This is a genomic window from Serratia entomophila (genome assembly GCF_021462285.1).
Classification (GTDB): Bacteria; Pseudomonadota; Gammaproteobacteria; order Enterobacterales; family Enterobacteriaceae; genus Serratia; species Serratia entomophila.
The window spans coordinates 856801-870405 of sequence record NZ_CP082787.1; the positions used below are offsets into that span (position 1 = coordinate 856801).

Here is a 13605-nt window from a genome sequence, read left to right on the forward strand (position 1 = left end):
TAAGCCGCAGCGATCGTTGGCAAGCCAGGAGCCTGTCCGGTGGCGCTGAGGTATGGGTATCAAGCCTGCGAACCTGGAAGGAACAGTGATGATGTCGCCTCGCAATGCCGCGCAAATTCAGAGAAATTCTGCTCGTTCGACGAGCGATCTTCGTCGTTCTTCGGTGAACGGTAGCGCATTCCCGATTAAACCTATCGCCTATGCCGTCGGCTTGGTGCTGTTGTCCACCGGGGCTCAGGCCGCAGGGCCACGCCCGTTCAGCGGCGGCTGGTTCAACGCCAAGGGCGTCAGCCAGGTCGGCGTGGCGCCGGGCGGCCAACCGGCAGCCGCCGTGCCCGGAACCCCACCACCTTTGGCGCAGCAGCAGCAGGCGAATAAGCAACTGCAACGCTCCATCGCCAACCTCGGTAAAACCGCCTCGGCCATCGCCGCCCAGCAAGCGGCGATGGCCGCCGCGCGTCAGGCCGCATTGGCGGCCGGCGCCAGCGTGCCGGACGGTTTGGTCGAGGGCGGTCTGAAGGTTGATCGCAATCCGGCTACCCAGGGCTGGCTCAACGCCGACGCGCCGACGCAGCAGGCGGCGAACGGCCGTACCACCGTCAGTATCAACCAAACCAAAGATAAGGCCATCCTGAACTGGGAAACCTTCAACGTGGGCAAAAATACCCAGGTCGCCTTCCAGCAGCAAAAAGACTGGGCGGTGCTCAACCGGGTTAACGATCCCAAGGCGCGGCCGAGCCAAATTCAAGGGCAGATCAAGGCCGACGGCACCGTGTTGGTGATTAACCGCAACGGTGTGATATTTACCGGCAGCAGCCAGGTCAACGTACGCAATCTGGTGGCGGCCGCCGCGAATATCAGCGACGGCCAGTTCCAGAAAAACGGCATCTACAGCGCCCAGAGCGGCGGCGATTTCGGCCCCAGCTTCACCGAGGCAATGGGAAGCATCGAGGTTCATCCCGGCGCTCAGATAACGACGCGGCCAGCCTCCAGCGTCACCGAAGGCGGCGGCTATGTGTTGTTGCTGGGCCACGAGGTGAATAACGCCGGCGTGCTGACCGCCGTCAATGGGCAAGCGGCGCTGGCCGCAGGCGACAACTTCATTATTCGCAAAGGCGTGGGCACCGCCGGCAACCAGAATTCCAGCACGCGCGGCAATGAGGTTTCCCCCCGGTTTATCGCCGACAGCAGCGCGGGCCGCGTCACCAACAGCGGGATCATCTCGGCGCCAACCGGGGACATCACGCTGGCCGGGCGTGATATCAAACAGGACGGCGTCTTGCTCGCCACCTCGTCGGTCGATAGCCGCGGCACGCTCCATCTGCTGAATTCCGCCAGCGATCGGGCCGGCAGCATCACGCTCACGCCGCGCAGCGTCAGCGCCGTGCTGGTGGACGCCAATAACGCCACCGCGCTGGACGCACAGCGTGATGCACTGATCGTCAATAAAACGGGTGAGAACAGCTACGCGCAGAACAACAACGATCCTCTGACCGTTGCAGGGCAAATCTTCGATAATTTGAGCACGTTGGGCGATAGGCGCGACCTGTCCCGGGTGGAGATCGTCAGCGGCGGCACCGTCGAGTTTCAGGGTGATTCGCTCACGTTGGCCACCGGCGGCCAGGTGGCCGTGTCCGCCGCCCGGCGGGCCCTGGTGGCGGCCAACGCCGACATCGACGTCTCAGGCGCCATCGGTGTGCAGGTGGCGATGGAGTCGAACAACCTGAATATCAACGTGCAGGGCAACGAACAGCGCGATGCGCCGATTAACCGTGACGGCAAGAATCTCAATAACAGCGATCTGTGGGTGGACCGGCGTTCGCTGATCTATGTGGCGCCCGGCGTCGGCGGCTACGCCAATGCGCGCTGGTACACCGCCGGCGGCCTGCTGGAGGTTGGCGGTTACCTGAGCACCGCAGGGCATGGCTACGGCGAATGGGCCGCGCAGGGCGGCACCGTGCAGCTCAGCGGCGGTGAAGCTATCACTCAGCGAGATTCGCGCATCAATCTCTCGGGCGGCACGCTGGACGTGCAGACCGGCGTCATCAATTTGAGCTGGCTGCGGGGCGCGGATGGGCAGCTGCATGAGGTATCGAAGGCGCCGGGCGACCTGTTGTACACCGGTTTGTATCAGGGCTTTGAAGATCTGCACGCGCGCTGGGGCGAGAAAACCACCCGCTATTTCTACAATACGCTGATCGCGCCGCGGCAACGTCTGGAAAGCGGTTATACCACCGGGCGAGATGCCGGGCGGCTGGTGGTTTCGACCGACGCCGCTCTGCTGGAAGGAAACATCGAGGCCGGCGCATATCAGGGGCCGCAGCAGAACAAAGCGCCGGCAGCGTTGGCGGACGGCTACAAACAGTCGCAGAGCGCGCTGGCCAGAGGCGCTCAACTGATCGTTGGCCGTTACGATCCGGTCTTCGACGTGAAGGCCGGGGAGGTTTTTTACAATCTGGGGATCACTCAGGATCGGGTGCTGTTCGACAGCCATCAGCCAGATATCGCAGATGCGTTGGGGTTGACGGCGGCGTTGCCGGAAGAGCGTAAGGCCACGCTGTACCTGAACACGGATCGGTTGAACGCCTCCGGGCTGGGTGGCGTGATGGTGGCGGCGAAGGAGATCGCGGTAGAGGATGCGCTGACGGTCAGGCCGGGCGGCGCCATTGAACTGTACGGTGGGCGGACGGCGATCAACGCGGATCTGACCGCGCGCGGCGGTGCCATCAAGATCGATAATACGCTGCGCACCCTGACGGTCGCCACGCCGTTGGTCCCAGCGCAACAGCGCAACGACGCCATCATCGCCGGGTTGCCCGCTAACCCGTCGCAGCCGGGCATCGTCCTGGCCGAGGGGGTAAGGCTGGATGCGCGCGGCATATGGAGCAATCAGCTCACCGACGCCGGCGCGCAAGCCGGCCAGGGGCTGGTGGACGGCGGCAAGGTAGCGCTGCGCCTGAGCGGCGAGGGCGACATTGTATTGGGGCAGGGCAGTCTGATCGACGTGTCCTCGGGTGCCGCTGTGCGGGTAGACAAGACGATCGTTGGCGGACGAGGCGGCGATGTGACGTTGCTGACCAACAATCCGCTGCTGCAGACCGACAAATCTTTCGCCAGCGGCAGCCTGGGGCAGGTGTCGCTGGGAGGCGAGCTGCGCGGCTATGGCGTCTCTGGCGCCGGTACCCTGAAGATCCTGTCTGGCGGTGAGGTTGTCATTGATGATCAACCGGGCCACAGCCAGGGCTTCCTGGCGGCGGGTGAGGCCGCGCCGGACGCGCTGCGGCTGCGGGAGGATCTGGCGCTGGCGCAAGGGCAGTCGGCGCCTTTTGACATGAGCTATCTGAGCGCCAGGCAGCACCTCAATGCCGGTGAAACTATCCAACCGGGGGATGTGGTGGTGGCGTCCAGCGCGCAGCCCATTAAGGTTGAAGGAGGGGATCCCAACGACGCGTCCACCTGGCTGGTGGTGCCTCCGTGGGTGGTGTTGGTGACCTCCGCGGGGCAATATCTGTACGCCGGAAGCAGCGTGCCGCCAGGCACTCTGGTGACCACCATCTACAGCCCTGAACAGCTCGCAGGCTACAAGATCCCCAGCCTGTATTTCCCGCAGGGGTTACCGCTGCAGCCAAAAACCATCAAGGTGAAAGCGCACGACATTTTGCCGGAAGACGGCGTGTTGCGGAAGGGGGCATGGTTGCCGGCGGGAGCTGTTCTGGATATTTCGGTGGCGGTGCAGCCGGCGTTGTGGCTGGAACCCACGCGTTTCCAAACCGGCTTTGCTCACTATGACGTCACGGGGCTGGACGGCGTGACCGTCGCGGCGAATACGCAGCTGAACGTCACCCGCCCGGTATACCTGCCGGCCGATGACGCCTGGCGGCTGCCGGGGGGGCTGGCGCCGGAACAGGCGATGCAGACCTGGCTGGCGCCGCTGTATCTGGAAGATCCGCTGGCCGCGAAGCTGACGCAGCGCGCGGGGGCCGGGCTGGCGCTGCACGCCGGCGATTCGGTCGCCAGCACGAGTGCGAATCAGCGGCCGGGCCTGGCGGCGCAGGTTGAAAAGGGGGCGACGATCGGCGTGGATCCGGGGCAGTCCATTGAAATCGGCAGCCTCAACCAACTGACGGTGCAGGGTACGCTCAATGCCTGGTCGGGCAGCATTCTGTTGAATCAATACAAGCCAGAGCTCCAGCTCGGCGCCTCCGGCAAGGCCAACGGCCGGTCAATTTGGATCGGCGAGACCGCCCGGCTCGATGTGGCCGCGCGCGCCGCGACCGCGACAGACGTCTATGGGCGCCGCTATGGCTGGGTGCCCGATGGCGGCACTATCCGCATCGGCGGTCATTTGAACCCCGAAACGGGGGCCGCTGAGGCGGTGACGGCCAATGCCCCCGAAGCCTTCGTGGTCGTTCGGCCGGGGGCGGTGCTGGATGCGTCGGGAACGCAGGCCGTATTGAGCGTGACGCAGCCTGCGCCGGCTGAAAACGCCAACTCGCCGTTGGGGGGCCTGCGCCTGCAGCCGGATGTCGCCAGGCCGGCCTGGAACGATGTCAGGGTCGCCAGCAATGGCGGCAGCATCGAACTGGTTTCCTACCATGGCCTGTACGTGGACGGTGAATTAAGCGCGCGCGCCGGCGGCCCGGGAGCCGCCGGCGGCACGCTGGCCATCGCGCTGGAGGCGCCGGAATATGGCACTTATAACGTGTCCTGGGATGGCAGCATGTTCCCTAATCCGAACGTAGACGATCGGGTGCTTGCGCCGCGTGAGATGGTGTTGGCGCAGCAGCAGGGCGGCAGCCTGCTAGCCGGCGATTTGCTGCCCGGCGAACTGAGCGATGATCTGGCGTACGGCACAGCCCGCCTGGGCGTTGACCGCATTCAGGCCGGGGGCTTCGACAATCTGGCGCTGCTCAGCAACGGCGTTCTCAGCTTCGATGGCGATGTATCACTGGCCCTCGGCAAGAGTCTGCAGCTGTACGCCGGCTCGCTGGCGCTGGCGGAAACCGCGGCTGCGGATACGCGCGTCGATCTGTCCGCACCCTATCTGCGTCTGGCGGGGCCGACCAACCTGACCGCCAAGGCGGATTATTTCCGGCACTTCACGGTGCTGGGCGGCACGTCCACCCGGGGATCGCAGGCGCGGTTGCATATCTCCGGCGATCTGATCGACGTGCGCGACAGCGTGACGATAGGCGCGCACGGCGACCTCAAGGGGATGAAAGACATTCCTGGCGGCACGGCGCATTACGACTGGCGCGGATTCGAGGAAACGGAGCTGGTCAGCCGCGGCGATATTCGTTTCCTGAAGAGCGTGGGGCTGACATCCAAAAACCATACCGCGACCGTCACTGAGCTGCAGGCGGGCGGCAACCTCAGCCTCACGGCGGCGCAGCTGTACCCGGCGACCCACGCCATCGCCAACCTGAGTGCAGGGTTCATCGGTAAAATAGACCAATTTGGCAACAGCTCCGCCAGTTACGATCCCGACAGCGTATTGACCCTGAATCGCTACGGTGATGAGCCGAGGTTGCCTTATTCCGCGTTTGGCATGCTCACGTTGAACGGCGGCACCATCAACCAGGGCGGCATTCTGCGTGCGCCTCAGGGGCAGCTGTTTATCGGTTCCGGCGGCCGGGTGAATCTGTTGCCGGGGAGCCTGACCTCACTTAGCGCGGCAGGCTTGCTGATGCCTTACGGCGGCACCACCGACAATGTGCACTACACCTACGACGGAAAGGACGTGGCGCTGGTCGGCATGGGAGCGTTCAGCCAACTGATGTTTAATGCGCAGAGCGTTAAGGTGGATGCGGGGGCGGTGCTTGATCTGTCGGGAGGCGGCGAACTGACCGGCGCCGGGTTTGTCTCCGGGCGCGGCGGTTCTACCGATGCGCGCTATACGCCGCTGGTTCAGGTGGGAAGCCGGGGCGGCTTCCGGCTGCCGGGATTGGCCACCAACCCGATCTACGCCTTGGTGCCGGGCGAGCAAGCCGGCTATGCGCCGGTGGCGGTGGAGGGGGGCGCGGTCGATCCGCAGGTCGGCCGACAGATAGTTATAGGTACCGGCGTGCCCGGATTGCCGGCCGGCACCTATACCCTGATGCCATCGACCTATGCATTGCTGCCGGGCGCTTTTCGCGTCGAAATCAACGGACTCGCGGGACAGGCGGCCGCCAACGGGCCACGTGTGCTGCGCAATGGTTCTTATGCGGTATCGGCCACGTTGGGTACGGTGAACACCGCCTTGCGCGATGCGCTGCCGTCCGAGGTCATTCTCACGCCGGCGGCCCTGCTGCGCCAATATTCGCAGTATAACGAGATGGGGTATGCCGACTTTGCGCGCGCCGACGCCATACGCGCCGGGGTGCCGAGGGCGGAGTTGCTGGCCGACGGCAAACGGCTTGGGCTGCAGCTGCGCGCGGGCGAAAGCGATAGGCGCATGTTTACGTTCGACGGCGTTGGCCGTTTTGCGGCGGCGGAGGGCGGCTATGGCGGCACCATGCTGCTGCTCGGCGATTTCAGCGGCAATAACCGCATCGAAGTGCTTCCGGAGGGGGGGCGGCCCACCGAGGGCTACCTGTCGTTCTATGCCGACGATCTCAACGCCATCAACGCTACGCGCATGATAATCGGCGGCGATTACGCCATCAACTATACCGGTGCCGACGGCAGCCACCGGGGGGCCAACTATGTGCGCTTCAGGGGCCAGTCTACCGAAGTCGCGCTGCGCGACGGCGCGCTGCTGGCGGCGCCGGAGGTCTTTCTTCTCAGCACCGACCGCATCAGCCTGGACCCGGGCGCATCCATCAATACCCTCGGCCGCGGCAAAGGCGGTTTTGACGCTAACGACGGGTTGATTTACGCGTCGGATCAGAACAATGTCCTGGCGGTATCCAATGGGCGGTTGCAGATACTGCCGCCTTCGTCCAGCAATCGCATAGGCGACATCCGCATCGGCGTCTGCGAACAGGGCGCCTGTGCCGTACCGGCCAGCCTATATTCTGAAGGCAGCATCGTGATTGCGGCGCAGGACAAGTTTTCCCTGGATCCCGGCACCCGGTTCGGCACGCGCCGGCTGGTGCTGGCGCAGCCTAACGTGAATGTGGGCAGTGAACGGGATCTGTCCGCTGCAGGCGCCCGCGGCGTGCTGCCGCCTGGCATGCAGCTCTCGCAGGCGTTGTTGGATCGTTTGCTGAGGCAGGATGGCAGCGTTGGCGCACCGGCGCTCCAGGAACTGGAGCTGGCGGCGGGCAACAGCTTCAACTTCTATGGCAGCGGCGGTCTCAGCACGCTGGATCCGGCGACCGGCCAATCCTTTATCGATCGCTTGATCCTGAACACTCCCGCCATTTACGGTCTCGGCGCGGCGGATGACGTGGCCCGCATCGATACCGGCACGTTGGTATGGACCGGCGCCACCAATGAGCCGGGGGCGGTGGTGAACGGCGGCGCCGGCACCGGCGGCGGGGCGTTGCAAATCAACGCGAAGCGCATCGAGTTCGGCTATGGGCCGCAGACGCAGCCCGACACCTTGGGAGAGCATGAGCGTTTGCTGCTGGGTTTCCGCGACGTCACGCTCAGCGCCAGCGAGCGCATCACCGCCAACAACCGGGGCGGCCTGGCGGTTTACCAGCGCCAGGGAGACTACAGTGCGGAAAAAGGTTATGCCTACAGCGGCGGCAACCTGCATGTAAACACCCCGCTGCTCACCGGTGAGGCCGGTTCTATCAACCACCTCAGGGCCGGCGGCAGTCTCAGCGTCACATCACCGGCGGCGGCCGGCCCGGCGGGCGAGAAGAACGACGCGCTGGGCGCTGAGCTGTCTCTGACGGCGGAGAGCATCGATCTTGACACCCGCATCACCCTGCCCAGCGGCAAGCTCACGCTTGCGGCGTCGCAGAATATCGCGCTGCGGGATGGCGCGCGCATCGACGTGGCCGGCATGGCGGTGCCCTTTAACGACATCACCAAATATAGCTGGGGCGGTGAGGTGGTGCTGCAAAGCGAACGGGGCGATATCAGCCAAGCCCCGGGGGCGATCGTCGATCTGTCGGCGCAATATAATCGCGGCGGCATTCTCAGGGCCGTCGCGCTGGGAGCCGAGGCCGGAACGCTCGATCTGCGGGGGCAGATCCTCGGCGGCGCCAGCGGTGAATACGACGCCGGCGGCACCTATGTGCCCTACGATGCGGGTGGGGTGGAGTTGCGCGCTCAGCGTATCGAAGATTTCGCCGCGCTTAACCGGCGTTTGAACGACGGTGCGGTGTTCGGCGCCCGCAGTTTTCAAATCAAGCAAGGCAGCCTGACGATCGGGGATGAGGTTAAAGCGCGCGCGATTGATATCTCGTTGGATGGCGGCAGCCTGAGGGTGTCCGGCGTTGTCGACGCCAGCGGCGCGCAGGTGGGCAGCATCCGCCTGGCCGCGCGGGACGGCCTGACGCTGGGGAGCGAGGCCGTGCTGGATGCGCGGGGTACGGCGCTGCGGGTTGACAGCTACGGCCGAATTATCGACAGCCCGAACCGGGCGACGGTGGAGCTGAACGCCGGTAACGGCCGCTTGGTATTGCAAGACGGCGCGCTCATCGATCTGCGCCACGGCACTGAAACGGCGACGGGCGACGGCCCGGGCCAGAACGATGGCCAGATGCGCGGCACCCTGGAATTGAACGCGCAGCGGCTCGGCGGCGCTCAGGGTGATGACGTCGCCATCGATGCCGGCGGCAGCCTGGATATCCGCGGTGCGCGTTCCATCGCCGTCAACGGCGTGCAGCGTTACGACGATGCGGGCTATGGCACCGATCCCGCCGCCGCCGGGCGGCCTTATCAGGTGATAGACCAGGCTTACCTGGATGCCAAACATGCCGACAGCCAGGTATTCATGTCCCGCCTGTTGGCCAACGACGGCGGGCTGCGGGCGCGTCTGGCCGGTTTGCGCCGCTATAGCGACGCTTTCCATTTGCGCCCCGGGGTCGAGATTGTCAGCCGAACGCCGGATGGCGACATGGTCGTGCAGGGGGATCTGGACCTGTCGGGCTACCGCTACGCCGGCGTTAATCCGCATACGCGGCAAACGGCGGTCTATGGCTCGGGGGAGCCGGGCACGCTGGTGGTTCGCGCCGGTGGCAGCCTGGATATCTACGGCAGCGTTAACGACGGTTTTTCCCCGCCGCCGGCGACGCCGGATGACAATGGCTGGGTGCTGACCGCCGGGCTCTCTTCCTTCGACGGCCAGGTGGTGGTGCCGCAAGGCGGTCTGACGCTGGCGACCGGCACCCAGTTCAGGCCGGGGGTGGTGTTGAATTACGACGTGCCGCTGCAGGCGAGCCAGCTTGGCAAAGGGGTCCGCCTGCCGGTTGCGGCGACGCTGGAGCAAACGCTGACGCTGTCCGCCGGCACCGTGCTTTCGGGCGATGTGTTCGACGCGACCCATGCCCTGTTGTATCGGGCGGGGACGCTGCTGTCGCAGGATGTCACGCTACAACCGGGAGCGACGCTGGGCGTTGGTACAGTGATGCCGCAAAGTGCGGCGGTTCAGGCGCTGCTCTGGCCGAAAGGAGTGCCGTTGCCGGATAACGGTTTCAGCGCGAATGAAGGCATTATGTGGAAGCTGGCCGCCGATACGGCGCTGCCGGTGGGGGCGTTGATCCCAACCGATACTACGGTTGTGCTGCCGGGCGGCGTCGGCAGCGTCGCGTTGCGCGCGCCTGCGGCTGGCCGGCAGGGCGGTAACTGGGCGCTGGCGCCGATGCTGCCGGAAGGTTCACAATCCTGGTCGATGCGTTGGGTGAGCGGCGCCGATACCGCCGCCGCCGATACCCGCGCGACGCAGCCCGCTGCTGACGCCGGGAGCCTGCGCCTGGCCGATACGCATTACAGCGTGCGCATGGCGAACCAGCTGGTGCCGGGGACGGGCACGCCGGGCAAATACATTTGGGGCCCGGGCGCAGGAGAAGTCGGTTTCGAGCCCGGCGCGCCAATGGACGATTATTGGGTGCAGCTGCTCACCGATTGGGATGCGATCGGCGACCCGTATTATGCCGAACAGATCGAACCCGGTAAGCCGGCGGAATACGCGCCGGCTCCTGTGCCTAATGCACCGGCGCTGAGCGTGCTGCGCACCGGTACCGGCGATTTGGATCTGGCGGCGGCGGGGGATTTCCGTTTCGTCAGCCCTTACGGCATTTATACGGCTGGCTCACCTTCGGCTCCGCTTGCCGCGGCAGACGGAAGCGACCGCTACAACCAGCGGCGCGGCCATAGCGGCAATAAAGTTGCGGGTTCGGTATTGGGCCCGGTGAATGCCGAATATGAATCTTTGGTTGATGGCGGCAGCCAATATCAGGCTTGGTATCCCGAGAAGGGCGGCAATGTGCTGGTACGCACGGGCCGCAACGTGCTCGGCGACATTATGTTGAGGCAGCAAACGCAGGCCGATCCGGCGGATCCTTATAACCGACTGCCGAGTTCGACCCTCAGCGCCGGCGTCGGCAATTGGCTGTGGCGGCAAGGCGGCGGCAGTGCGGCCGATGATGTGCCGACCTCATGGTGGATCAACTTCGGTACTTATGCGGTGCAGACCCCCTATGCGTTGGATGGCGCGGCGGCTTTCCAAAGCGGCTTTGTCGGCATCGGCACCCTGGGTGGCGGCAATCTGACGCTGGACGTCAGCGGCAGCCTCGGCACCCAGGATGTGCTGGCGACCCGTTCCGAGCAGAACTATGGGCAAGGCGGCGTACGCAGTCAGGGGCTGGTGCTGGCCGTCGGCAGTACGGGGCGGGTTGCGCCCGGAGGGGCGTTGCTGCTGACCGGCGGCGGCGACCTGTCCGTGCGGGTGAGCGGTTTGACCAACCCCAACGTGGCGGCCAGCAGCATACAAAGCGGTTACGGCGTGCTCGATGCGCCCGATATCAACGGGGTATTGGTTAATTTACGCGGCCACGCCCGATTCGACAGCGGCGCCATTGGCGCCGTAGATCCGTTGTACAAACTGGTGAGCAACGAGATCGATGCGCTGCATCCTTATGATATCCGCGCCTTCGACGCTTTCGAGGCGGGCAGCGCCAATACCTCCGGGGGGCTGGTGGTGATGCCGGGCGATGCCACCTTCAGTCTGAATACGCGCGGCGATCTGGTGTTGTCGGCGGCCGGCGATCCGGGGCGCGTGCCGATCAACAATGCGGTGCCCTTTACCCATAACGGTTCGCCATTCGAAGGCGGTCTGAGCTGGTTCTCGCTGTGGGCCCCGCACACCGCCATCGATCTGTTTTCCGCCGGCGGCAACCTGACGCCTATTTCGTCCCTGAATCAGGACATTGCGAACATACGGGCATCGAACTATCTGCCCAGCGACGGTCGCTATGTTTACCCGTCAATCCTGCGCGCCGCCGCCGCCAGCGGCAGCCTGTACTACGGTAACTCGCTGTCGCAAACCGATTTGCCCTATGGCCTGTTGCTGGCCCCTTCAACCTCCGGCGAGGGCCAGTTGGAACTGCTGGCGCGCCACTCTATCTATGCCGGCGGCATGACGATAAGCCAGTCTGGCGCGCAGCCTGCGGCGATGGCGACGCCGTTCAATCCGGGGTTCATCGGTTTTTCCGATTGGGATGTGGTGGCGCGCAACGAAAGCAGCGAGGGTATCCTGAGCCGGTTTACCGGCGGCACCCAGCGTTACCCGCTGTTTGCCTTCGGGCCCAACAGCGCCGCCGATGGGCAGGTTGTGTCGAACCCGGCGCGCTTCTATGCGGTTGATGGCGATATCGTCGGCCTGCGCACCGGGGCGATTTTTACCTTCAGCGCCGGCCCGCGGGTGGGCCAGTCATGGTATGAGGGCGGCCCGGTGAGGATCATGGCCGGCAGGGATATCGTCAATGCCGGGACGCCGCTGGGGAAAGCCATCAGCGGTCCGCAGGAGATTGGCAACGACGGCTTTGCCAGCTCGAGCATCACCAGCAACCTGATCGTGCACGGTAACCCCAACGATATCTCGCTGGTTTCCGCCGGCCGCGACATCCTTTACGGCAATTTCAACATCGCCGGCCCCGGTTTGCTGGAGATAACCGCCGGCCGAAACCTGCTGCAGGAGGATAAAGCCGCGCTCAACAGCATCGGCCCGATAACGACGGCGATCAATCAGGACGGCAGTCGCGCCGGCGGCGCAGGCATTACGGTATCGGCGGGCATGGGCGCACAGGGGGCGGACTACGCCGGTTTTGCGCAGCGCTACCTGGATGCGGCCAATCAGGCGCAGGCCGGGGTTCCGCTTGCCGATCAGCCGGGCAAGGTGGCGAAAACCTACGAAAGCGAGCTGAGCGGCTGGCTGGCGGCGCGCTTCGGCTTTAGCGGCGCGGCCGACGAGGCGCTGGGGTACTTCCTGGCGCTGCCGGCCGAGCAGCAGCGGGTGTTCCTGCGCCAGATCTATTTTGCCGAACTGAAAGCCTCCGGCCGCGAATATAACGACGTCAGTGACTCCCGCTGGGGCAGCTATTTGCGCGGGCGGCAGGCGATCGCCCTGCTGTTCCCCGAAACCGATGCGCAGGGGCGGCCGCGCGTTTACCGGGGAGACGTGTTGATCTACGGCGATGCCGGCATTCAGAGCCAATTCGGTGGCGATATCCAGGTATTGACGCCGGGCGGCGCCCAGACCTACGGCCGGGAAGGCGAAGCGCCGCCGGCCCGGCTGGGAACGCCGGGCGTCATCACCCTGGGGTCGGGGGATATCCAGATGTATGCGCTGAACAGCATTCTGCTGGGCCAAAGCCGCATCATGACCACCTTCGGCGGCGCCATTCAGGCCTGGTCGGCCGAAGGGGACATTAACGCCGGACGGGGCTCCAAAACCTCGCTGGTCTACACGCCGCCCAAACGCGAATATGACGGCTGGGGCAACGTTACCCTGTCGCCACAGGTGCCGAGCACCGGCGCCGGCATAGCGACCCTGAACCCGATCCCGGAAGTGCCGCCGGGCGATATCGACCTGATCGCGCCGCTGGGCACCATCGACGCCGGCGAGGCCGGCATCCGTTTCTCCGGCAACCTGAACATCGCCGCGCTGCAGGTGGTGAATGCGGCGAATATCCTTGGCCAGGGCAAGGCGACGGGGATACCGATGACCGCGGCGGTAAATGTGGGGGCGCTGACGGCGGCCAGCCAGGCGGCGGGCAGTGCGGTGCAGGCGGTGGAGCAGGCGTCGAGGCAGGCGCAGCGCAATCAGCCGTCGCTGATCAGCGTTGAGGTGCTTGGCTACGGCAATGAACGGCTGGAAGCGGGGGGGAGCGATGGCGCCGCCTCAGCAGCCGTGCCGGTTAGCTATAACTATGGCAGCCAGGTGCAGGTGCTGGGGGCGGGGCCGCTGAGCCCGCAATCGCGCCGACAGCTAACGCCGGAGGAGCAGCGCAAGCTGTCCCTGTAAATCGTCGGTTTCGTTCGAACAAGCCGTTATCTCCCGCTGGGAGGTGGCGGCTTTTTTTTGCCTGTTTTCGCATTTTCCCCGCCGTTTGCTGCCGGTTCTCGCAATTTTGTGAAGTTTTGGTGACAAGCGTTCGGTCTTCGCCGGCGCCAGCCGTCTAGATAGTGTCAGTCGATATCGGTGATGGATACAGACCGATTCAG

Annotated in this window: 1 protein-coding gene; it reads left to right on the forward strand. The window is 65.0% G+C overall.

Annotated elements, in window-relative coordinates:
• The first annotated feature begins 91 nt into the window (after positions 1–91).
• Positions 92–13405, forward strand: coding sequence for a filamentous haemagglutinin family protein (locus KHA73_RS04025; RefSeq protein ID WP_234589159.1), 13314 nt, complete (start codon positions 92–94; stop codon positions 13403–13405).
• Positions 13406–13605: the final 200 nt, after the last annotated feature.